Raw genomic sequence first — 22,322 nt, forward strand, 5'->3', positions numbered from 1 at the left:
GTCTTTTATAAAGTAATGGTCAATATAATTTATAAATATCAAATAAAGTAATGATAATTTGTTTTCCTCTGTTATTTTTTGGCGGTTTTCATGGAATGGCTATTTTTCCATTTATATTTGTTAAGTACAATTACCTGAAGTATGACAAAAAAGTTATTAATCATGAGAAAATTCACCTTAGGCAACAACTAGAACTTATCTGGATACTTTTTTTTGTTATTTATTTTATTGAATATTTTGTTAATTTAATTCGTTACAAAGACTCTCATAAAGCTTATATGGAAATAAGTTTTGAAAAAGAAGCCTATGCAAATGAAAAAAATAATGAATACCTGAAAAATCGTAAGTTTTGGAATTTTTTGAAATATTATTAAATCATTGATATATTAAATACTAAAGTCGGCTTAACCGACTTTAGTAATATTAATTATTTATATAAAAGTGTATAAAGCGAAGCCTTTGCATAATAAGGTGCAATTCCTAAAACATGATCACCCAAAGTTGAATAAAACGTCACCTTGCCTCCGTTTTTATTTTGTTGCTGTGCAAAATCGTAAGCGTTTTGATAGTAAACAGATACATCAGAAATCCCATGACTCATGACAAACCTGCATTTGTTTTTCCATGGTTTTACACTATTCTCTTCAAGTATAGTATTCAAATATGACAGGCTGGGGTCTATATCAAGATTTTTTATAAATTTTTCAGTGTATAAATATTCAGGATTACTGGGAAATAAATTATTTACATCATAAATATTTCCATTAAAATAGCTAAGAGACTGAGAAGCGAACGATTCTTTTAAAAAATCGTTTACATTTATATATGGATAAGCATTTTGCTTATATCCCCATAAACCATACGAAAGAAAATAATGATGTTGCGTTTTTTTTGATTTACGAACAATATCTGTGATTTGTTTTAAATTGCAGGGAGTTCCTCCAGTAACCAGAAGGCTTACTGTATACTCTAATGAAGGATTGGTTTCTATTTCTCTAGCTAAAGAAGCAGCTATGAATCCACCTAATGAATACCCGGTTATAATAAGTTCTGACTTATACCGATACCCTTGAGCAGATAAGGTATTGAGTGATGCTTTTAGTAAATCTAAGGTAGAATTAACCATAGCTTTTGAGTCTAAATAAGGATGTTGACATTGTTGATGAGAATCGCCAAATCCTGGATAATCCGGAAAAAATACAATAAAGCCATTACTTGCTTGTAAAGTCCAGAATGCTAAATAATTAAAATGAAAATCACTATCAAATAAAAAAGAACCTTTAAATGCGTTAGACGGAGCCATTTTATTATAGGTGTAAGTAGGAGGTGGGGCAACTATAATTCTGTATTTTGTTAGGCTGTTAAAAATAGTTTTGGAAGGAAGCAATAAGACTCCGGATACGTCAATGTAGCTACCTAAACGGTTGGGGTGAGGAGTTTTAGTTGAAATTTTTACAGCTTTTAAAAAAGGGATAATCTTTTGTTGTTCAGTTACAAGTGAATCATCAAATTTAAAATTGGAAACATCAATTCCTGATTGTTCAAGTTTATTTTTTATATCTTCCAGTTCTTTAAAATTTAAAGAGCTTATTTCTTCAGTTTTTGATAAATTATCTGGATTAGTTGATGGGGGTATTGAGGAGAGAATTTCATTGTTAGTACAAGAATAACTTGTTAGTGCAATTCCTATGCAAAGGATAAATGCAATTTTTGATAAAAAATTTTTCATAATGATTGATTTTATTTTATTAATTTAAATTTATGTTTATAAATACATCGTTAAATTATATTAAATGATATAAATATTTTGTTTATGTATATTAATTAGTATTTTTATGTAAATATAATCAAAATAGAAAATGTATGATATTTTTAATTTTAAGTAAAATCTTAATTTTGAATAATAATTTGAAATGAATTTGCGGGATTAAGAGTTGATTGTGGAAAATAAATATTTAATATAGGTGAAGATAAATATATTTATTATTATATTTTATCGATATAATATATGTAAATTAAGTATTGATTAAAAGTTTATATATTTTTATATTTTATATTAAGGATATAATATTGGTATGATTTTTAATTAAATTAATATAATAAATATTTATAAATTTAAAGTTTAATGATTAAAAATTTACAATTTTCAGTTTTTTTACTAGGAGGCTTATGCATAGGACAGGTCGGAGTTAATACCGGGGCTCCGGGTAGTACCCTGGATATTAGAGGTTCAGTATCTATGCCTTACAAATTAATTAATACTGCAGCTTATACTTTTACAGATCAAGATCAGTTTTTAGATTTTAGAGGTACAGCAGTATCTTTATGGTATTTACCCACAGCCGTTTCAGGGAATAAAAATTTTGTTGGCAGATACTATGAGATAAGAAACGGAAGTGGAGTTAACATAACTGTTTATCCCGCAGGTTCGGAACTAATAGATGTTGCTAACAACTCTAACAGTCAGGCGAATGTTACCATACCTTCAGGATATTATGCTATTATCAAAAGTAATGGAGCTACCAGTGGTGTAACATGGGTAGCTACCTTAATCGCTCCCAATAGCACAACTACGATTACACAGTCTAGGTTTAGTTCTTCAATTCTCGGATATACACCATCTAAAACTTCTGCAAGAGTTGTGCCGGCAACATTTGGAGGTGCTACGGTTACTGAAAAAGGCTGTGAGAAATGGAGCGTGAACGGCCATACCTATTGTGCTTATACACTTTCAGCTGCTAAAAATTTTTACGATACTTTTTCATTTGCTAAACAGGTAGGCGGCTATGTTGTGACCATAACATCAAATGATGAAAGAATATGGTTGTATACAAATATTTTAACTAAGTATGCCTTAAATAATAACATTTGGATTGGGTATAATAAAGTCGCTTATCCTGGAAACTCCACCTCATTTACATGGATTACAGGTGAGGATTGGACTATTGACTGGACTACCTCTCCAAATTCTACTCCGCAAAATTATTTTAATTCTGGAGAACCTAATAATTCAGGTGGAAGTGAAGGCTCTTGTCATATTTATGGCATAACGTTAAATGCAGATAGGAAATGGAATGATTTAAGCGGATCTAGTACTTCTCAAAATTCTGTGAATTTTGATAACGTTATTTTAGAATTTAATGAGGATTAATAATTAATCTTTACTTATATCAATGATGAAAGCTGATTCTATAATCAGCTTTTTTTTGTTTTAATTATATGAGTTCGATAATTATGTAATTAATCACATAATCTTTTAATTTATGTTATTTAATTATTTAAAGTATATTATGTATATTTGTTAGACATAAAAAAAATATTATACATGAAAACGAAACTATTAATTAAAAAATGGCTAGGATGCTTATGTCTTTTATCAGTTATGATTACAGTAATTTCCTGTTCAGACGACGATGACATAGTGTCCATCCAGCAACAAACTTTACCCGTTAGCGGTAAATATCAATGGGTTTTTGAAATTCCTAATATGGGAACACAAACTTCAATACATGATTTTCAGACAAACCGTGTAAATTATCAAATGATAGGTAGCGCGTATTCTGTAGAATATGGAATGGATTTGTTAGACTACGATTCAAAAAGTAATAAACTGGTTTTAAAAGGATCTGAAGGAAGTGCTAAACAAGATAAATATTTTGTTATTTTTCTTAAAGACATAACTATTTCGACTGTTAATATGTTTAAGAAAGAGTTTTCTACCCTTCAGGATGCAAAAGCCTATTCCATTCCGGCAGATTCTGTATCTGAAAGTCACGGCTGGAATGTTTACACAAAATTATAAATAATTTGAAATAATGAATTTGGAGATGGTGATTAATTTACAGGATAATTCTTATTAATTTCACCGTTATCTGTAATAATCAGATTTCCTTCAGGGAAATCTGATTTTGTAAGTTCTTTTAAATAATTTAAAGCCTTATTATCCGGATCTACAGAAGGTCCTTTTCCAGTATCTTCTGTCTGTTCAGTAGAAATTACATTACCGGAAATAAAATTCCCGTTACGGTCAATTTTAATTTTAAGTATAGGCGCTACACCATTTGGCCCTTTAAGATTAAAGTTTCCGTAAGTTGCAAAATTACCGAGGCTATAAGCTATAAATTTATTTTTATATAATTCAATTGCACGTGTTACATGCGGACCACTACCTATAACTAAATCAACTCCGGCATCAATACAACTATGAGCAAAATCATAAACATTTCCCCTGTTTTCTCCAGCATAAATTTCACGTTTTTTAGGTACATGCTGATGAGCCGATCCCTCAGCTCCTCCATGAAACATGACAATTACGATATCTGCTTTATTCCGGACTTCTTTTATAATTCTTTTAATAGCAGAATACTCTTTAACACTTACCAGTCCACCATTATGTCCCGCACCTATAAAAGCATAGCGTGTACCGTCTTTTTCCTTTATTGCATATTCACACTCATTTAATAATCCTGCGTAGGATATTTTAAGGCTATCTAGATTTTTCTGAGTAGCTTTTCTTCCATAATTTCCAAAATCACCACTATGATTATTTGCTATACTCAAAAAATCAAAGCCGGCATTTTTAAGGTATTCACCGTAAGAAAAAGGAGTGCGGAAAACAAAACATAAGTTTGGATTATTGCAGCGTTTGGCAACACCACCAGAATCGAACAAAGTACCTTCAAGGTTACCAATAATAAGTTGTGAATTTTCTTTAAGAATAGGAGTTGTTTTATCTAAAATGTTTACTCCGGGTAATCCATTCGGCAATGGGTAATTACTTCCGAGCATTATATCTCCAACGGCAGTTATGGTTATTGTGTCTCTAAAAGAAGATCTGGAAAGTGAATCTTTTGAAGAATCTGGGTATGAGAGTATTGTCTCGGTTTTCCCATTACAGGAAATAAGGGAAAGCACTAGGGAAAACATGGCAATCAGTAGCCTCATAACCATTGTTAAAGGAAATTAAATATTAAATTCTAAAGATGATCACCATCATAGCCTTTGTCTTTTTGGCCGAATCCTACAATTCGTTTACACCAGTACAATAAAAACAAGCTGATAATAGCAACATATAACCAATCAACATAATGACCGATAATCGGTAATATCTTAAAAGACCAGGTAAAAAATTTTCCAATACCAATAATTAATTCTGTCATGATTAAATGATTTTATTTTACTTTTGCAACAAATATATAAAAAAATGCACTCAAACACTCCATTCAAAAAATATTTTTTCGCTGTTTTAGGATTATGGGTTATTTTCTCTGGAATATTTGTGTATTTTTTTAAACCCGAACAAGAAGAAACAGGCAAAATTGTTAAGGTTTTGGCTTTAAGTTCACTATCTTTTATATTAAATATAGTGACTATTTTAAACTCTAAATTCAAGAAAAAAAGAAAAATCTGGGCATTAGCCATATACGGGTTACTTTTTATTTCTTCATTTCAGGAGTTTTTTAATTATAATATTGGAATTACCTATGTTTTGTTATCATTAGCATTATTATTGTTCCTCGATGTTTTTTCTATTCCTTCTTCCCTCAAATACTTTAACATAGGAATGCTGGTCACTATATCCAGTTTTTTATATTTTCCGGTGGCGATTATAGTCTTGCTATTCCTTTTTATGACAGTTGTTTATTATGAAGAGAAAATCAATATTTCACAATATCTAGCAGGAGTTTTAGTTACAGCAATACTTATTTTTGAAATCGCATATCTTTCAGATCACTTAAACTATATTCAGGAATGGGTAGGCAATTTATCAATTCCGGAGTTTCATTTTGAATATCAAATTCCTATTCTAATTATTCTCATCATTATATTAATCTACGGATGGATAAATCAATATTCAAATCCTAATATTTCAGACGATATACAAATATCCTCACAACATACCATTTTGGTTTTTTATCTTCTTTTCTGGATTCTTATTTATGCCTTTTTTATGGGGGGCAATTATGAATTACTAATATTTATTAGCCTTCCGGTTAGCCTCATTATATCCAGGAGTATGTAAAATTAAAAGTGTATCAGGGTTTTGTCATTAATTTCCTGCGAATACGACTCAAACTTTCAGGGGTAATACCTAGATAAGAAGCAATTAGATGTAAAGGAATACGTTGCAAAATTTGAGGGTTCTCCTCAAGTAACCTTATATATCTTTCTACAGCAGGAACGCTTAACGTACAGTCAAGCCTTTGTTGCATAGAAGTGTATGCTTTTTGAAACAAAATTCTGTGGAATCTTTCCATCCCTGGTATTTCACTAAAAATTGATTCCAAAACATCATGTCTGAGTAAATAAAGCTCTGAATCTTCCAGTGCGACAATACTAATTTGGGAGGGAGTTCTGTTTATAAAGCTGTAAAGGTTGGAAATCCAAAAATCTTCCCAGGCAAAATGAATAACATGCTCGTTTCCTTCCAAATCGGTTGAAAAAGAATAGAGCAATCCATTAGTAACAAAGTAAGTATAGTTGCATACTTCACCAATACGAAGAAGTATTTCCTTTTTTTTAACCTTTTTTAACTCCAGCTTACCTTTCAATAATTTAAATTCCTGATCAGTAATAGATATTCTGGAACGAAGATGTTCAAGAAGCAATTCACTCATTATCTATGATTTTTTTCTCCCATTAAGAAATGCTAATTTAGCAAAATAATATAACTTGAAATATTCATAATCCTTAGTACGAATGAGCAAAACAAAAGAAACTCCTTTAATGAAGCAATATAATAGTATCAAGGCCCGGTACCCGGATGCAATGTTGCTTTTCAGAGTAGGAGATTTTTATGAAACTTTTGGAGAAGATGCTATTAAAGCTTCTAAAATTTTGGGTATAGTACTTACCAAAAGAGCAAATGGTCAGGCCACTCATATAGAACTGGCCGGATTTCCGCATCATTCATTAGATGTTTATCTGCCTAAATTAGTTCGTTCAGGTCTACGGGTTGCTATTTGTGATCAGTTGGAGGATCCTTCTATGGCAAAAGGGATTGTTAAAAGAGGAGTAACTGAGCTTGTTACACCCGGAGTAACCTTTAACGATAAGGTCTTAGATGCAAAAACCAATAACTTTCTAATGTCTGTGCATCAAGGCAAAAATGCTGTCGGAATAGCATTACTGGATATTTCAACCGGAGAATTCTTAATTGAGGAAGGAGATGCAAATAAGCTGAGGCATATTATAGATAATTTCAAACCGACAGAAATAATACATCAACGCCGAAAACAACTTCCATTCGAACATAAAGCCTATTCATTTCAATTGGAAGATTGGGCATTTCAATATGATTATGCCTACGAAAAATTGACCGGACATTTTAAGACAAAATCTTTAAAAGGTTTTGGAATAGAAAATATGGAATTAGCTGTTATTGCAGCAGGTTCTGTTTTCGCATATTTAGTGGAAGATACACATCATAAACTATTAGACCATATTACCAATATTCAGCGCTTGCCTCAGGATACCTTTGTTTGGATGGATGATTTTACTATACGCAATCTGGAACTTATCGGAGGTGCGGATTCACAATCTGTATCCCTGCTTAAAATTTTGGATAAGACCTATACAAATATGGGAGGTAGAATGTTAAGACGATGGCTATTATCACCGCTAAAAGATGTTGAAACGATCAATCGAAGGCTGGATGTTGTTGGCTTTCTTATACAACATTCAGATATCTCAATAAAAATTGCAGAAGATTTAAAAGGAATATCCGACGTAGAAAGATTATTAGGGAAACTCGCCGGAGAGAGGATTTCACCGAAAGAGTTAGGGTACTTAAGAGACTCTTTACTACGATATAAATCAATTGAGAAAGTTCTTAAAGAAAATAATCAGAAACTGGCACAACATTTTGGGCAGTTTAAAGAATTGCAGGATGTACTTACCTGGATGCAGAGTAACCTTCAGGATGAATTACCCGTTGCTCTTGTTAAAGGAAATGTCATAAAGGAAGGAGTTAGTGAAGATTTGGACAAGCTTCGTACTTTAAAAAATCATGGAAAAGAATATCTGGAAAATTTGTGTCTTAAAGAATCAGAGCGTACAGGTATACCAAGTCTGAAAATTGATTTTAATAATGTTTTTGGGTATTATCTGGAAGTCAGAAATACGCATAAAGACAAAGTGCCGGCTGAGTGGATACGAAAGCAGACGCTGGTAAATGCAGAAAGATATATAACAGAAGAGTTAAAAGAATATGAAACACAAATTTTAGGAGCAGAAGAAAAAATTTCCCTATTAGAATCGGATTTATATAAGGATTTGTGTGCAAAAGTAAAAGAAAAGCTTATAGATATCCAAAGCAATACCCGTATCATAGCAACACTAGATACCTTGCTTTCATTTTCAGAAGTGGCATTGGAAAACTCATATACACACCCACATTTAAATGACTCTAAAGTTATTGATATAACCGACGGTAGACATCCGGTTATTGAAAGGCAGTTGCCTTTAGGCGAATCCTATGTTGCAAATTCGGTATATCTGGATGATGATAAACAGCAGATATTAATGATTACAGGTCCCAACATGGCTGGGAAATCTGCTTTGTTGCGTCAAACAGCATTAATTGTTTTGATGGCTCAGATAGGAAGTTTTGTTCCGGCTAAGAATGCATCATTAGGTATAGTAGATAAAATTTTTACTCGGGTAGGAGCCTCTGATAATCTTTCAAAAGGGGAATCTACATTTATGGTAGAAATGAATGAAACTGCCAGTATCTTAAATAACATATCTGATCGTAGCCTTATCTTACTTGACGAAATAGGCAGGGGAACCAGCACTTATGATGGTGTTTCCATAGCGTGGGCAATCGCAGAATATTTGCATGAACATCCTACACGGCCTAAAACTTTATTTGCAACTCATTATCATGAGCTTAATGAAATGACAACTTCTTTTTCCAGAATTAAAAATTTTAATGTCAGTATTAAGGAATTAAAGGGAACTATAGTTTTTTTAAGAAAATTAGTGCCTGGAGGAAGCGAGCATAGTTTTGGTATTCATGTAGCAAAACTCGCAGGTATGCCTGTTAAGCTGACACATAGAGCAGAACAGATTTTAAAGACTTTGGAAAAAAACAACCAAAATGAAGATTTGAAAGAAAGAACCAAAACTTTAACAGATGAAAATATGCAATTGAGCTTTTTTCAGTTAGATGATCCAGTTCTGGAAAATATAAGAGAAGAAATTCTTAAAACGGATATTAATTCCCTAACGCCAATCGAAGCCTTAATGAAACTTAATCAGATAAAAAAAATGATAGGAGGATAGGTGTTAATATGTTATTGAAAACCAATACTATAAATTACAATTATTTACTATTGAATGAAAGAAAACCGTTGGTTTTAATCCCAATGGTTTTTTTTCTATATTCTTACTATTTTTTATACAATACCTCATTTTAAATGATTCTTGAAAAAGAATGATAAAGTATTTTTATTTTCATATTCTTTCGTAAAATTTTGCTATCTGTCATTTGTCATTAAAAAAATTGCGTTTAATTATTGTTTTCTTTCGATTTAGTAAATATATTTGTTGAACATAAAAATAGTTGTCAACTAAAACCCAAATTAAAAAAAGAGAAAACTATGAATGCAAAAAAAGCTAACGATGGACCTTTGGTTATAGCAATCGATTCATCAACAACTTCAACCAAAGCAATTATTGTCGATGTTAACGGAAAGGTCTGGGAAACAGCAAAAAGAAATATTCAGTTGCATACACCTGCTATGGACTTTTATGAGCATAATCCTTTACGATGGTGGGAAACTACAAAAGAATGTGTAGGCGAGGTGCTTTCAAAATTATCAGCAAAAGACAGAGAAAGAGTCTCCGCTATAGGTATTACACATCAAAGAGAAAGTTTTGCTCCGTTTGATGAACAGGGAAAACCTTTGCGTAATGGTATTCTTTGGTTAGATGGAAGGGCTACCAAGCAAATAAGAAAATATGGTTCTCCTCATGTGCATGATTTATCTGGTAAACCACCGGGAGTTACACCTGGAATTTATAAAATGGCATGGATAAAGGAAAATGAACCTGAAATATTTGAAAAAGCATATAAAGTGGTAGAAGTACATGGTTATATAGCCTGGAATCTTACCGGTAGATGGGTGTCCTCAGTGGCGGCCACTGATTCTTTAGGATTGCTGGACATTCGTAACTTTGACTATAGTAGTGAACTTTTAAATATCGCAGGAGTAAAAAGAGAGCAAATGGCAGATTTGGTTTCGCCTGCTGATGTAATGGATATGTTAAAACCGGAACTCGTGGCAGAATGGAAACTGCCTAAACCAATACCTGTTATTGCAGGCTTGGGAGATGGACAGGCGGCAGGCATAGGAGCTGCTGCTGTATCTCCAGATGTAGCATTTCTTAACTTAGGAACTGCTGTAAATGCAGGGGTAGAAAGTCCAATTTACAAATGTGATCCGGTTTTCAGAACTCACGTATCAGGAATAAAAGATAATTATGTTTTCGAAATTCTTCAATCTTCAGGATCGTATCTGGCCGGTTGGTTCAGGCAATCATTAGGAGATCCTAAATTATTGGGAGAACCGGATCCGTTATTAGATGAAGAAGCATCTAAAATTCCTCCAGGTTGTGAAGGATTAGTTACACTTCCATATTGGAATGCCGTTCAAAGTCCTTATTGGGATTCAGTAGCTAGAGGTGCTGTAGTCGGATGGAGAGGAACTCATTCAAGAGCTCATATGTATCGTTCAATACTGGAATCTATAGGTTTTGAAATGAAATTCAATCTGGAATCTATTCAAAAAGGTACAGGAGTGCCGCTAAAATCAATCAGAGCTATGGGAGGAGGAACCCGTTCAAAGTTATGGAGACAAATTATGGCTGATACAATAGGACTGCCGATTACGGTTTGTTTGGAAGATGAAATTTCAGCATTAGGAGCCTCCGTTCTTGCAATGGCAGGAATTCAGGCACATGGTTCTAAAGATGTAGCCCATTCTGCAAAAGAAATGGCAAGCTTTGGCGATACCGTTGAACCTGATTTATCACAGACCGAAAGATACAATGAAGTAGCAGATATACAGCGTCAATTATATCCACAATTGAAAAATGTTTTTGAACAACTTTACAATTTGTCGGAAAAATACCCGTCAACTAAACCTGAATCGCCAAAAGCAGAATTATAAAAATATAATTTTAAAACCTAAAGACATGGCAACAGAAGGACCTTTAGTAATCGCCGTAGATTCATCAACAACAGCTACTAAAGCTATTGTAGTAGATCAGTCTGGTCAAGTACTACAGACAGCAAAAAATACAATTCAGCTTCATACACCGGCAATGGATTTTTATGAACACAATCCCGTCCGGTGGTGGGAAACAACCCGAGATAGCATTGCACAGGTTGTTTCTAAATTATCTGCTAAAGAAAAAGAACGAATAGCAGCTATAGGGATTACTCATCAGCGTGAAAGTTTTGCTCCTTTTGATAAAGAAGGGAAGCCTATCAGAAATGGAATTCTCTGGTTAGATGCCAGAGCAAAGAAACAAATTCAGAAATTTGGTTCAGATTACATACACGATCTGTCAGGAAAACCACCGGGAGAGCCTCCTGCTATATATAAATTGGCATGGTTAAAAGAAAACGAACCGGAAACACTGGACAAGGCATACAAAATTGTCGATGTTCATGGTTATATAGCATGGAATATGACAGGTGAATGGCTCTCTTCTGAAGCTTGTGCAGATACATTAGGTTTATTTGACATCAGAAAAAGAGATTATAGTCAGGAACTTCTTGAAATTGCAGGAGTTAGACGTGATCAAATGGCAGATTTAGTTCCTCCGGGAGAAGTGTTAGGTATGTTAAAATCCGAATGGGTTTCTCAATGGGGGCTTTCAAAAAATATCCCTGTCATCGCGGGTGCGGGTGATGGTATGGCAGCTGGACTAGGTGCAGCAGCAGTAACTCCGGATATAGCCTATTTAAATTTAGGAACAGCCGTAGTGGCTGGAGTTCAGAGTCCTGAATATAAATATGATCCTGTCTATAGGTGTTATGTAGCAGGAATTCCAGGAAATTACATTTTTGAGGTGGTTCAGCACTCAGGAGCTTATTTAGCAGGGTGGTTTCGCCAGGCATTAGGAGATCCCAAACTGTTAGGAGAACCGGATATTCGGCTGGATGAAGAAGCTTCAAAAATACCTCCGGGATGTGAAGGGCTGGTTACTTTACCTTACTGGAATGCTGTTCAAAGTCCTTACTGGGATGCTTTTGCAAGAGGAGCTGTAGTAGGTTGGAGAGGAACTCATTCACGGGCACATATGTATCGTTCGATCTTGGAAGCTATAACCTTTGAGGTAAAAATGAATTTGGAATTTCTTCAGAAAAGTACGCAGACTAAACTTAAATCTCTTAGAATTATGGGTGGGGGAACTCGTTCCGAATTATGGAGACAAATGGTTACTGATATTACAGGTATTCCGGTCACTATATGTCTGGAAGATGAAATATCAGCTCTAGGAGCTTCAGTGCAAGCTATGGCCAGTACTGGTGTATTTGGTAATACCGATATTGCTTATGCCTCACAACAGATGGCACGTTTTGGAGAAACCATAGAACCTGACATGAAAAAACATGAGCAATATACAGAAGTTGGTGATATACAAAAAGATATATATCCACAGTTAAAAGATATTTTTATGCGTTTAAATACATTATCAGAAAAATATCCTTCAACCCGTCCGGAATCACCAAAAACAGAATTATAAAATAATAAACAATTAAACGAAACAATAATGGCAGTTATAACAATTTTAGGAGCAGGAGCGATGGGTTCAGGACTGTGTACCCCGGTGTCTAATGCAGGATGGGAAGTCCGGTTATGGGGAACCTGGCTGGATGATCATTTACTGGATGCATGTGAAGCAGGTAAACCACACCCAAGAACTAATGTTCCTTTAGCTAAAGGAGTAAAATTATATCGTTCAGATGATTTGGAAAAAGCTTTAGATGGTGCAGACGTGGTAGTTATGTCGGTGGCTTCAGTAGGGGTGCCTAAAGTAACAGAGTTAGCACTCAATGGAATATCAAAAGCTAAAGCTCTGTGGTTAACGTCCAAAGGTTTTTGTCCTGATGAAAATGGCAAGATACAGTTACTTCCGGAAGCCATCAGAACTTTAGCTAAACAAAAAGGAGTATCTATTCCTCCGATAGTAGCTATAGCCGGACCAGTAAAAGCAAACGAATGTGCAGAAGGAAAACCCACAGCAACCATTTTCGGATGCAAAAATCTGGAGGTTTCACGTAAATATGCAAAAGAGGCAAGAACTAAAGTATATTGTATTGAAGCAACCGATGATGAAACCGGTGTGGAAATTTGTGCTCCTATGAAAAATGTTTATGCCATTGCTCTAGGTATAGCTGATGGTTTAGAAGAAGGCACAGGCTTTCCTCACCATAATTTAAAAGCGGCAACTTTTAACAGAGCGGTTAGAGAAATGTCTCTTTTGGGACAGGCTTTAGGTGCAAAAATGGAAACAGCCTTCGGTCTTCCCGGAGTAGGGGATTTAGAAGTAACAGGTTTATCCGGAAGAAATAAAGTTTACGGAGTAAGAATCGGAAGAGGTGAAACTGCTAAAGAAGCATTAGCTGAAATGGATCGACTGGAACAAACAGTAGAAGGAGTACCGGCCGCAGGATTGGCTGCTACATTAGTTCAGCAATCTGCCCCGCAGTTAGTAGAAGAACTATCATTATTAAAAGCTGTAAACGAAATTCTGGCTGGAACAGAACGCCCAGTAGTTGAGATCTTATCTGAAGCTGTTCTACCAAAAATGCCGGAATAATAGATTAACCTATTAGAATTATTTATGTATTTTGTAAAAAACATCTGATGTGAAAAACATCAGATGTTTTTGTTTTAAGCTACTTAATTATTTTTGATAATTACTCAGTTAATAATTCTTTATATAAAGCTATCATTTTTTTTCTAAGATGTAAAACTGCATAATGTTTACGGGATAAAATAGTGTTAACTGGAATATTTAAAGTCAGAGAAATATCTTTGGCGGAAAGTCCTTCAAGTTCCATAAGTTCAAAAATTTCTCTTTGTTCACCAGGTAACTCTGATAATGATTTTTCTAGTTCTTCCCATATAAGTGTACGAAGATATTCCGTCTCAGGAGTTGAAACCCGATTGCTTTTGTTGAATATGATTTCAGAAAAATCGGTTAAAATATCCGTATCATCATTTTTATAAACAGGAAGTTCTTCTTCTTTTTTCTTTTTCCCTTTATTAATAATAATATTTCTTGTTACTCGGTATAACCAGGCAGTCATTTGTTCAATAGGGTTCAAATCATTTTGCATGGTTTTAATAAGTTGATAAAAAACATCCTGTAAAATATCCTGAACATCTTCAGAATTTTTCACACGCTTTCCTATAAATGACTTTAATCTAGAATGATGCTCATTAAATATATCTTCCACACGGGATCCTGATTTATTTTTCATGTTCAGTGCTGGAGTCATCGTTATCGGTTTTATTTCTGTTAAAAAATCGATCTTTTCTCCAGCTAGGTCGTTCTCTTATTTTTTTTATAAAAACTTCCCTTTCATCATCAGACATTTTCATCCATTTTTCTTTCATAGGATTTCTCCGCATATTTTCAGAATTGTAAAATTCAGGATTAAATCTGCCGAATAATAGCCTGCAAAGTAATACCAGTCCGACTGATTGTAGATAGTTTATAGTGGGGAGAGTAAATAGTACAGGTGTAAGCCAGTTCCACAAAAGCATTACTATAAGACACAATATGGCAAAGCCGGCTATTTTAATTAAAAAAAATCTTTGTTTCATTATATAAAGTATTTAAAAAGGTTTTCATATCATAATTATGAACCCCTTTATATTTATAAATTAGAATTAAAAAAAATAATTTTCAACGACAAGATTAAAAGTTGTAATCTTTTTTTGTTGTAACCATAGCTTTTTATCATCAGTAGACATAGAAAGCCATGAATTACATTTTTTATCCAACTCTGTAATTAATGAAACTTCATTAATTTCTTCATTCATAGTGTATTCATTATCAAGAATAAATTTTATTTTTTGTTGGGTATTCATTTTTGACCAATTTTCTTCCAATATCCTAAAATGTTTAAATCTTTTACTAAACAGGGCCAAAGGGAAATAATTTTTTCTGAAAGCTACTATCCGATGATCTATCAATTGAATTTTTTGTTCAATACTTAAATTTTCATTAGCTGAAAAAAGATTTTTACCGAATTCATTCCACGGAAATATATTTTCACGCAAAGAACTGGACTTAAATTTTTGACTTACCATAATTATTTACTTTTATATTTTTTGTAATTTTTGAGGGCTTCTCTATAAAGGTAGACAGTTCAGAAATGAAAATATTTTATTATATGTACAAAATATATAAAAAATAAAATTGAGTTATGTAAGAAATGCTTAAAGCTTATTTTAATAAATGGGAGGATAGTGATTGAAGAATAATGAATATTATTGAAGAAATACAGGATATTTCATATCCTGTATTTCTTTAATAATTGTTTATTTTGTATAAAGCTATGTGGTAGATTCGAATTATTTTTTTTCTAAAGGTTTTTTATCAATTGAAGTTAAGGTCGGATATTTATCAAGTGTTTCAAAAATGTATTTATCATTTTGTTTTAGAGCAGTTATAAATTTACGTAGAGAATCTGCATACTGAGGTCTTTGGAACATTCTGTCATGAACCAGAATAACAATAGATTTAGGCATAAAAGTTTTACCACTTTTCAGTTTTGATTCTACATTTTTTACCATTTGAGAGGCACTTTCAAGAGGTATATTTCCGTGAATAAACCTCCATTCCAGATCCCAGCCGTAAACTTTATATCCGGCAGAATCTAATTTTTTTGCTACGGCAAAAGCAGAAGGTTCTCCTTTAACTTTGTTGCCAACGGCCCAGGTATTTCTACCAGGCAGACGAGCAATTTTGTGTTTTATGTTTAACTTGTTTTCAGCAGTTATAAAATCCTGAAAAGAAGAAGTAGGTTTACTATAAAATAATGCATATTTGTTGTGTGCATGGGTATTGCTGTGATTACTTACAATGAATAATTGATCATTATTAATTGAGTCTACCAGATCATTTCTTTCCTTACCTTCATTATGTGCTCCAACCATAAAGAAAGTAGCTCTAACATTATTTTTCTTGAGTATATTTTTGCAAATCCGCGTTCCGGGTTGTGGTCCGTCATCTAATGTAAAATAAATATAATATTTGCTGCTATCAGTTGGTGTCGTGGTTATTTCTTGTTGGGATTCTTTTTCTTCATTGTCAACAGGCAAATCGCTATTTTTTTTTATAGTATCGGTTAGTGTAGACGAATCTTTTTCTTTAACAGTCGATACAGTAGTGTCATTATAATTGGAAGAATAGTTTTTTACAGTTTCTTTTTTGCATCCCAAGGCAATAAAATAAGTGAATAGTAATGTGTAATAGATGGTTTTCATAATAAATTTAAGAACTATTTTAATATAATTTTAATACAAATTTAAGATTTTTTTAACAATTTATAGATGTGCAATTGCAAAATTACAAAAACTTTTAGGTAAACGGTTAAAAATATTATCGTATCCCTATAGTTGAATATTCAACTATTTTTTTTAATTTTGCAGCTTCAAATAAAGATAATGAAAGATTTTATTTATGCATTATTGAAAGTTCAAACCTCTTACAGGCAGGCTTTTCAACAAAAAATGAGAGAAAAAGGAATTTTTTTAACCTTTGAAATGTTTCAGATTATGTCTTGCTTATTTGATGAAGATGTTCTTAATCAGCAAGAAATTGCCAATAAAACGTTTAGAGATAAATCCAGTTTATCTTACATACTTAAAAACCTGGAAAAAAAAGGATTAATTAGTCGGATAGAAGATGAGTCTGATAAAAGAAATAAACTTATACATCTTACTGATAAAGGAATAGCAATGAAAACTGAAATACAGGAGATATTAAAAAATATTTATGGAAATACCTTAAAAAGAGTAGAACAACAAGAGGTTTTGTCATGTATAAAACAATTAGGGACGATTGAAAAGGCATTTAAAGAGAGTATATATGAATAAATTAATTATATTTATCTGTCTTAATTTATTTGGGTATGGATATTCACAATTCACTTATAACTTGGGAGTTGAAGAGTTATTTGAAAAAGGAGTCCGGACAAGTACTAAAATAAGAGCCAGTAAAATTAAGTCGGATATATCTGTAGAAAAAGAGAATCTGACCAAAATCAAAAGACTTCCTCAGATAGGGTTAACAGCAAGTAATGGATATGTTGGCAAGCCTACTATCTATAATACTGATTTATCATATTTAGGTCATCCTAAAATGCCAGACTGGCAACAAAAGTATAGTCTTGAGCTAAGTCAGCCTATTTATGAGGGAGGTAAAATAAAAAACACGATTAAAGAGGCTTCGTTGGAACGACAAATAGCGGAATTAGATCTGGAAAAAGATATTTCTGATATAAAATTATTTTTGATTAAAAACTATCTGGATCTATTCAGATTATATAAACAAAAAGAAGTATTAGAGGAGAATATCAAAGAAGCCGAAAAAAATCTTCATAATATTCAAAATTTGAAAAATCAGGGGATTGTAACGAACAATGATGTTTTAAGAAATCAGATTGTCGTATCTAATTATCAGTTGTCATTAAATGAAACACGAGATGATATAAATATTATTTCACAACAATTGGATATCGTTTTAGGCTTTAATGAAAATTACATTATTATCCCGGATATGGATTTTCTTGAAAAAGAATTCGTAGTAAACTTGGAAGAATATTACGTTAAGCAGAGTTATGAAAACTATCCTCAGTTAAAAATTTCGAAGTTCAATATTGAAAAAGCTAAAATAGATGAGAAAATAGCAAAATCAAAATACTTACCAATTCTGACTCTCAATGCCGGTAATAATTTAACACGCCCCATAACTTCAACAAGTCCCGCACAAGATTTATATTTGAATAGCTGGGGAATAACCTTGGGATTAACATATAATTTATCCTCGTGGTTTGATCATAAATATACGATGAATCAGGCTAAGTACAATATCGATCTTCAGGAAAATATAAAGGAACAAACAGAGCAAAGTATAAGAATCAATATAAAATCTTTTTATACCAAACATCTTGAAGCTGTCAACCGTGTAGAAGTATTAATGAAAACAGTTGAACAGGCAAAAGACAATTACAGGATCACCAATAATAAATATTACAATCAGCTGGCTATTTTAACAGATTTATTAGATGCTTCATCGGTCCAGTTAAATGCAGAATTGCAGCTTACTTTAGCCAAAGCTAATTCTATTTACACTTATTATCAATTATTAAATGCAAGCGGTAATCTTTAATATATAATTACTTATGGAAGAGATAAAAGAAAATGATGAAAATATAAATCCCGAACAAAATAAGGGAAATAAAACTCAATCAGCGTCATCTGCCAGACGGCAGGAGCATAAGTTGAAAAAAAGAGAAGCAGATAAACAGTTGCATATAAAATTAAAAAAGAAACTCAGAAGAAATATTATAGTTAACAGCATCTGTATTTTGATCACTTTAATTGGAATAGCCTGGGTTATACATTATTTCTGGAGATACTATGAATATGAAATTACTAATGATGCGGTAATAGATCAATACATTACTCCAGTAAATACAAGGATAGCTGGGTATATTAAAGAAATACGTTTCAATGAACATCAAAAAGTTAAAGCAGGAGATACATTAGTCATAATTGATGACAGTGAATTAAAAATCAGATTGCTGGATGCCCAGGCAGCTCTTAAAGATGCTCAGGCATCTAAGGAAGTACTTTCGTTTAATATCCGAACTTCCGAAAATACTGTAGCGGTCTCTGAAGCCAATATAGCAGAAGCAAGGGTAAGAATGGAAAATGCCCGAAAAGATTATTTAAGATATGAAAATTTATTAAAAGAAGAATCTGTTCCACAACAGCAATTTGATCAGAAAAAAACAGAATATGAGGCTTATCAGGCAAAATATGAATCTTTAGTAAGACAAAAACAAACCAATGTATCGAGTAGCGAGGGTATAAGTAAAAAACAGGAGAATGCAGAAGCTTTAATATTGAGAAGTCAGGCAAATCTGGATATGGCTAAATTAAATTTAACCTATACAGTAATTACAGCACCTTATGACGGATATGTTGGCAGAAAATCTATAGAAATAGGAGAGTTGGTTCAGGCAGGGCAGGTGCTTACCAATATTGTAAAAAATAACGATAAATGGGTTACAGCTAACTATAAAGAAAAACAAATTGCTAACATATATATAGGACAGAAAGTGAATATCAGAGTTGATGCTGTAAAAGATAAAGTATTTGAGGGAAGGGTAGTTGCGATCTCTGAGGCAACTGGTTCCAAATATTCCATGATACCAACAGACAACTCTGCGGGGAATTTTGTTAAAATTCAGCAGCGGATACCTGTTAGAATTGAATTTACCGCAATGTCGAAAGAAGATAAAGATAAATTACGGGCAGGAATGATGGTCGAAACCGAAGCTGAAATTAAATGATTCACAGACATATTTTTCGAAATCGTACGCCTCGCTGGTTAATGTACATGGTAGCTTATACCATTATGGCGCCTATTATGTTAATTAATGGAGCTTACACAGGTAGTTCCATTGACATATCCGGTTCTCTGGGGGTTATGTCAGAAGATATTAATATGGCATATTTTTCCACCTCAGCAGGAATGGCGATTGCATATCCGTTGATTATTAAGCTGAGGCCTGTTATCACTGTAAAAAATGTATTATTATTTACGTTGCTCTTTCAGATTATATTAAGCATAATCTGTGCTGAAACAGACAAAATGATTATTATTGCTGTATGTAGTTTTTTCATCGGCTTTTTTAAAGCATTTGCATTACTGGAAATTATACTTATTTTAATGCCTATGCTTAGCCCGGATAATAAACGAGGACTCTTTTATGCTAAATTTTATCCGGTAACATTAGCATTAAGTCAGCTATCTATGATCCTTACTTCAGAATTAGCTTACCGATATAATTGGCAGCACATGTATTATTTTATGATTGCCCTATTACTGGTGGCTGTTATAGCAGTCTTATTGACTTTCAAGTACTCAGAACTGCCTTCTATCGTACCTTTGCTAGATGCAGACTGGCTCAGCGTTATTTTATGCTCTATATTTTACATTGCAGTTATTTATGTTTTTACCTATGGTAAAACTTTAGATTGGTTTTCATCCAAATCCATATTTATAGCTACTTTTTTAGTCATTCCCATTAGCTTGATCTTGTTCATCAGGCGACAGCTTATTAAAGAAGATTCATACGTTGATTTAAGTATACTCAAAAATACGAATTCAACAGTAGGATATATCGTAATGTTTATCTGTATGTTTTATGTGTCGGCAAGCGTACTAGTATCTACCTACGTAATCAACGTGTTAAAACTGGAAAACAATCGTCTTTACGAATTATATATTATAGCAATTCCCGGTTTTATTATCGGAGGTATTATTTGCGCCTGGTGGTTCAAAAAGGAAAGAAGAGTTAATTTAATCATATTTGCAGGTTTTCTATGTCTGGTAGCTTCTTGTGCCATTCTTTATTTCACTATTAGCCCGCAGGGAGAATATCGTCTTCTTTATGTCCCTATGTTCCTCAGGGGAATGGGTATGCTGATTACATTTGTAGTTTTTGGAGTATATGTAGTACAAGGAATTCCACAGGAAAAATTGGTATATAATGCTTTTTTTCTGATAGGTATACGTTCTGCTTTAGCACCTGCAATAAGTTCCTCCGTTTTCTCAAATTCCATTTACCGTTTGCAGCAACATTATGTTGTAAAATTATCGGAAAATATCACCAATACAAATCCAATAGCAATGGAACGATATACTCAATACTATAAAATGGGTATAGCAAAAGGTTTAGGAGGATATCAGGCACAACAATATGCACTTACCAGTATTAATGCTTTGTTGCAGGTTCAGGCTCTTACCATAACACTAAAAATACTGTTAGGATGGCTGGTGATTTCAGGTATCGCAATTTTAGTAATAGTTTTATTATATCCATTTAACAATCATAAAAAATTAAAATTTATTAAGTGGGGTAGAGATATGGGTTAGAAATAGATAACCTTCGTATCTTTGTACTCAGTGCGTAAAATAATTCACATAGATATGGATGCTTTTTATGCCTCCATAGAGCAGAGAGACCATGAAGAATATAGGGGTAAGCCCTTAGCGGTAGGCTATGCAGGAGACAGAGGCGTGGTAGCTGCCGCCAGTTATGAAGCGCGTAAATTTGGTGTTCGTTCAGCTATGTCTTCTAAGTTGGCATTGCGGAAATGTCCGGATCTTCTTTTTGCTCCCACACGTTTTGAAGTTTATAAATCCGTGTCCAGACAGATTAGAGATATTTTTTATAATTATACTGATTTAGTAGAGCCTCTTTCTTTGGATGAAGCTTTTTTAGATGTTACTGAAAATCATGTAAATGAGGAGTTTGCCATGGAAATTGCTAAGAAAATTAAAGTAGATATTCTTAGAGAAACTAATTTAACAGCTTCCGCAGGAGTGTCTTTTAATAAATTCTTAGCTAAAATTGCTTCAGACTATAATAAGCCTGACGGATTATTTATCATTACTCCTCAAAAAGCAGAAAAATTTGTTGAAAGTTTAAATATTGAAGATTTTTTTGGAATTGGAAAAAAAACAGCGGAAAAACTTCATTTGCTAGGAATAAATACGGGCTGGGATCTAAAACAGAAAACAGAATCAGAGCTTATTCAACTATTTGGTAAACAAGGTAAAAGTTACTATTTAAATGCGCGAGGATTAGATTACAGGGAAGTGAATCCTAACAGGATACGCAAGTCCATAGGTGCTGAAAACACATTTATGTATGACACTGATTCACTTCAAACTTTGTATAGTGAATTGGAATTAGTAGCAAAAGAAGTTATCCAAAGAATTAAAAAAAACTCATTCAAAGGGAGGACAGTTACATTAAAAGTTAAGTTTTCTGATTTTAAAGTTGTTTCGCGATCTAAAACTCTTTTAACACCAATTTCAGAATATCAAAATTTGTATAAGACATCACTGGAATTACTTCATGGTTTAGATATATCAACCAAAATAAGACTTATTGGATTAAGCGTTAAAAACTCTGAAACAGATTTCGAAGAGGAAATAAAATCTGGAGCACAATTAAAAATTCCATTTAGAGAATATGATTAATAAACTCC

The 22,322-nt window shown here is 33.0% G+C and carries 21 protein-coding genes; 13 read left to right on the forward strand and 8 right to left on the reverse strand.

The window, feature by feature from the left end; genetic code table 11:
- Positions 1 to 50 precede the first annotated feature (50 nt).
- Positions 51 to 374: a hypothetical protein gene (locus tag EQ921_RS03675; protein ID WP_128330597.1), complete on the forward strand. Its 324-nt coding sequence runs from the start codon at positions 51 to 53 to the stop codon at positions 372 to 374.
- 53 nt (positions 375 to 427) lie between these two features.
- On the opposite strand, the gene EQ921_RS03680 is transcribed toward EQ921_RS03675, so the two are convergent.
- Positions 428 to 1,729 carry a S9 family peptidase gene (locus EQ921_RS03680; protein ID WP_128330598.1) on the reverse strand — a complete coding sequence of 434 codons (1,302 nt, stop codon included), beginning with the start codon at positions 1,727 to 1,729 and terminating at the stop codon, positions 428 to 430.
- 396 nt (positions 1,730 to 2,125) lie between these two features.
- On the opposite strand from EQ921_RS03680, the gene EQ921_RS03685 reads away from it, so the two are divergent.
- Entirely contained in the window at positions 2,126 to 3,151 is a 1,026-nt protein-coding gene (locus EQ921_RS03685; RefSeq protein WP_128330599.1) for a hypothetical protein, read from the forward strand.
- Positions 3,152 to 3,325: 174 nt separating this feature from the next.
- Positions 3,326 to 3,802, forward strand: coding sequence for a hypothetical protein (locus EQ921_RS03690; RefSeq protein ID WP_128330600.1), 477 nt, complete (start codon positions 3,326 to 3,328; stop codon positions 3,800 to 3,802).
- A gap of 32 nt (positions 3,803 to 3,834) precedes the next feature.
- Here the strand turns inward: EQ921_RS03690 and EQ921_RS03695 are convergent, their stop codons facing one another.
- A complete protein-coding gene (locus EQ921_RS03695) occupies positions 3,835 to 4,944 on the reverse strand; it encodes a CapA family protein (protein WP_255424419.1) in 1,110 nt (369 codons plus the stop codon).
- A gap of 32 nt (positions 4,945 to 4,976) precedes the next feature.
- Positions 4,977 to 5,159 carry a hypothetical protein gene (locus EQ921_RS03700; protein WP_128330602.1) on the reverse strand — a complete coding sequence of 61 codons (183 nt, stop codon included), beginning with the start codon at positions 5,157 to 5,159 and terminating at the stop codon, positions 4,977 to 4,979.
- Positions 5,160 to 5,203: 44 nt separating this feature from the next.
- Here EQ921_RS03700 and EQ921_RS03705 point away from each other — a divergent pair, with 44 nt between their 5' ends.
- Positions 5,204 to 6,022 (forward strand): DUF6427 family protein, encoded by an 819-nt coding sequence (locus EQ921_RS03705; protein WP_128151328.1) that lies wholly within the window; start codon positions 5,204 to 5,206, stop codon positions 6,020 to 6,022.
- 13 nt (positions 6,023 to 6,035) lie between these two features.
- On the opposite strand, the gene EQ921_RS03710 is transcribed toward EQ921_RS03705, so the two are convergent.
- The gene (locus EQ921_RS03710) at positions 6,036 to 6,617 is read right to left on the reverse strand and encodes a Crp/Fnr family transcriptional regulator (RefSeq protein WP_128330603.1); all 582 of its coding nucleotides are present in this window, start codon (positions 6,615 to 6,617) and stop codon (positions 6,036 to 6,038) included.
- 82 nt (positions 6,618 to 6,699) lie between these two features.
- Between EQ921_RS03710 and mutS the strand changes: the two genes are divergently transcribed.
- The 4 genes from mutS to EQ921_RS03730 all read left to right on the forward strand — a co-directional run bounded on the left by mutS (position 6,700) and on the right by EQ921_RS03730 (position 13,836).
- Positions 6,700 to 9,285 carry a DNA mismatch repair protein MutS gene (mutS, locus tag EQ921_RS03715; RefSeq protein WP_128330604.1) on the forward strand — a complete coding sequence of 862 codons (2,586 nt, stop codon included), beginning with the start codon at positions 6,700 to 6,702 and terminating at the stop codon, positions 9,283 to 9,285.
- Between the two features lie 317 nt (positions 9,286 to 9,602).
- Positions 9,603 to 11,174 carry an FGGY-family carbohydrate kinase gene (locus tag EQ921_RS03720; protein WP_128330605.1) on the forward strand — a complete coding sequence of 524 codons (1,572 nt, stop codon included), beginning with the start codon at positions 9,603 to 9,605 and terminating at the stop codon, positions 11,172 to 11,174.
- 25 nt (positions 11,175 to 11,199) lie between these two features.
- Positions 11,200 to 12,759 carry an FGGY-family carbohydrate kinase gene (locus tag EQ921_RS03725; protein ID WP_128330606.1) on the forward strand — a complete coding sequence of 520 codons (1,560 nt, stop codon included), beginning with the start codon at positions 11,200 to 11,202 and terminating at the stop codon, positions 12,757 to 12,759.
- Positions 12,760 to 12,786: 27 nt separating this feature from the next.
- The gene (locus tag EQ921_RS03730) at positions 12,787 to 13,836 is read left to right on the forward strand and encodes a glycerol-3-phosphate dehydrogenase (protein ID WP_128151338.1); all 1,050 of its coding nucleotides are present in this window, start codon (positions 12,787 to 12,789) and stop codon (positions 13,834 to 13,836) included.
- A gap of 100 nt (positions 13,837 to 13,936) precedes the next feature.
- On the opposite strand, the gene EQ921_RS03735 is transcribed toward EQ921_RS03730, so the two are convergent.
- From EQ921_RS03735 to EQ921_RS03750, 4 genes are all read right to left on the reverse strand, one after another.
- Positions 13,937 to 14,521, reverse strand: coding sequence for an RNA polymerase sigma factor (locus tag EQ921_RS03735; RefSeq protein WP_228427762.1), 585 nt, complete (start codon positions 14,519 to 14,521; stop codon positions 13,937 to 13,939).
- Positions 14,493 to 14,849, reverse strand: coding sequence for a hypothetical protein (locus EQ921_RS03740; RefSeq protein WP_128330607.1), 357 nt, complete (start codon positions 14,847 to 14,849; stop codon positions 14,493 to 14,495). The genes EQ921_RS03735 and EQ921_RS03740 overlap by 29 nt, the downstream gene beginning before the upstream one ends.
- Positions 14,850 to 14,915: 66 nt before the next feature.
- Entirely contained in the window at positions 14,916 to 15,338 is a 423-nt protein-coding gene (locus EQ921_RS03745) for a hypothetical protein (protein WP_128330608.1), read from the reverse strand.
- Between the two features lie 264 nt (positions 15,339 to 15,602).
- Positions 15,603 to 16,517 carry a polysaccharide deacetylase family protein gene (locus EQ921_RS03750; RefSeq protein ID WP_128330609.1) on the reverse strand — a complete coding sequence of 305 codons (915 nt, stop codon included), beginning with the start codon at positions 16,515 to 16,517 and terminating at the stop codon, positions 15,603 to 15,605.
- A 180-nt stretch (positions 16,518 to 16,697) separates the two neighbouring features.
- On the opposite strand from EQ921_RS03750, the gene EQ921_RS03755 reads away from it, so the two are divergent.
- Genes EQ921_RS03755 through dinB form a run of 5 tightly spaced genes read left to right on the forward strand, consistent with a single transcriptional unit; the run spans position 16,698 to position 22,314 of the window.
- Positions 16,698 to 17,129 carry a MarR family winged helix-turn-helix transcriptional regulator gene (locus EQ921_RS03755; RefSeq protein ID WP_128330610.1) on the forward strand — a complete coding sequence of 144 codons (432 nt, stop codon included), beginning with the start codon at positions 16,698 to 16,700 and terminating at the stop codon, positions 17,127 to 17,129.
- On the forward strand, positions 17,122 to 18,423 hold the full coding sequence (locus EQ921_RS03760; RefSeq protein ID WP_128330611.1) for a TolC family protein: 1,302 nt from the start codon (positions 17,122 to 17,124) through the stop codon (positions 18,421 to 18,423). Before EQ921_RS03755 ends, EQ921_RS03760 begins: the two co-directional genes overlap by 8 nt.
- 13 nt (positions 18,424 to 18,436) lie before the next feature.
- Positions 18,437 to 19,612 carry an HlyD family secretion protein gene (locus EQ921_RS03765; RefSeq protein WP_128330612.1) on the forward strand — a complete coding sequence of 392 codons (1,176 nt, stop codon included), beginning with the start codon at positions 18,437 to 18,439 and terminating at the stop codon, positions 19,610 to 19,612.
- A complete protein-coding gene (locus tag EQ921_RS03770) occupies positions 19,609 to 21,201 on the forward strand; it encodes an MFS transporter (RefSeq protein ID WP_128330613.1) in 1,593 nt (530 codons plus the stop codon). Before EQ921_RS03765 ends, EQ921_RS03770 begins: the two co-directional genes overlap by 4 nt.
- A 30-nt stretch (positions 21,202 to 21,231) precedes the next feature.
- A complete protein-coding gene (gene dinB / locus EQ921_RS03775; RefSeq protein ID WP_128330614.1) occupies positions 21,232 to 22,314 on the forward strand; it encodes a DNA polymerase IV in 1,083 nt (360 codons plus the stop codon).
- The last annotated feature ends 8 nt before the right edge of the window (positions 22,315 to 22,322 follow it).

It is taken from the genome of Apibacter sp. HY039 (assembly GCF_004023655.1).
GTDB classification, from domain to species: Bacteria; Bacteroidota; Bacteroidia; order Flavobacteriales; family Weeksellaceae; genus Apibacter; species Apibacter raozihei.

Coding starts and splice junctions, on each gene's coding strand:
- EQ921_RS03695 (WP_255424419.1), bottom strand. CDS start 4,944: ATGAGGCTACTGATTGCCATGTTTTCCCTAGTGCTTTCCCTTATTTCC.
- EQ921_RS03760 (WP_128330611.1), top strand. CDS start 17,122: ATGAATAAATTAATTATATTTATCTGTCTTAATTTATTTGGGTATGGA.
- EQ921_RS03750 (WP_128330609.1), bottom strand. CDS start 16,517: ATGAAAACCATCTATTACACATTACTATTCACTTATTTTATTGCCTTG.
- EQ921_RS03690 (WP_128330600.1), top strand. CDS start 3,326: ATGAAAACGAAACTATTAATTAAAAAATGGCTAGGATGCTTATGTCTT.
- EQ921_RS03675 (WP_128330597.1), top strand. CDS start 51: ATGATAATTTGTTTTCCTCTGTTATTTTTTGGCGGTTTTCATGGAATG.
- EQ921_RS03680 (WP_128330598.1), bottom strand. CDS start 1,729: ATGAAAAATTTTTTATCAAAAATTGCATTTATCCTTTGCATAGGAATT.
- mutS (WP_128330604.1), top strand. CDS start 6,700: ATGAGCAAAACAAAAGAAACTCCTTTAATGAAGCAATATAATAGTATC.
- EQ921_RS03765 (WP_128330612.1), top strand. CDS start 18,437: ATGGAAGAGATAAAAGAAAATGATGAAAATATAAATCCCGAACAAAAT.
- EQ921_RS03700 (WP_128330602.1), bottom strand. CDS start 5,159: ATGACAGAATTAATTATTGGTATTGGAAAATTTTTTACCTGGTCTTTT.
- EQ921_RS03710 (WP_128330603.1), bottom strand. CDS start 6,617: ATGAGTGAATTGCTTCTTGAACATCTTCGTTCCAGAATATCTATTACT.
- EQ921_RS03770 (WP_128330613.1), top strand. CDS start 19,609: ATGATTCACAGACATATTTTTCGAAATCGTACGCCTCGCTGGTTAATG.
- EQ921_RS03740 (WP_128330607.1), bottom strand. CDS start 14,849: ATGAAACAAAGATTTTTTTTAATTAAAATAGCCGGCTTTGCCATATTG.
- EQ921_RS03755 (WP_128330610.1), top strand. CDS start 16,698: ATGAAAGATTTTATTTATGCATTATTGAAAGTTCAAACCTCTTACAGG.
- EQ921_RS03725 (WP_128330606.1), top strand. CDS start 11,200: ATGGCAACAGAAGGACCTTTAGTAATCGCCGTAGATTCATCAACAACA.
- EQ921_RS03730 (WP_128151338.1), top strand. CDS start 12,787: ATGGCAGTTATAACAATTTTAGGAGCAGGAGCGATGGGTTCAGGACTG.
- EQ921_RS03685 (WP_128330599.1), top strand. CDS start 2,126: ATGATTAAAAATTTACAATTTTCAGTTTTTTTACTAGGAGGCTTATGC.
- EQ921_RS03705 (WP_128151328.1), top strand. CDS start 5,204: ATGCACTCAAACACTCCATTCAAAAAATATTTTTTCGCTGTTTTAGGA.
- EQ921_RS03735 (WP_228427762.1), bottom strand. CDS start 14,521: ATGACTCCAGCACTGAACATGAAAAATAAATCAGGATCCCGTGTGGAA.
- EQ921_RS03745 (WP_128330608.1), bottom strand. CDS start 15,338: ATGGTAAGTCAAAAATTTAAGTCCAGTTCTTTGCGTGAAAATATATTT.
- EQ921_RS03720 (WP_128330605.1), top strand. CDS start 9,603: ATGAATGCAAAAAAAGCTAACGATGGACCTTTGGTTATAGCAATCGAT.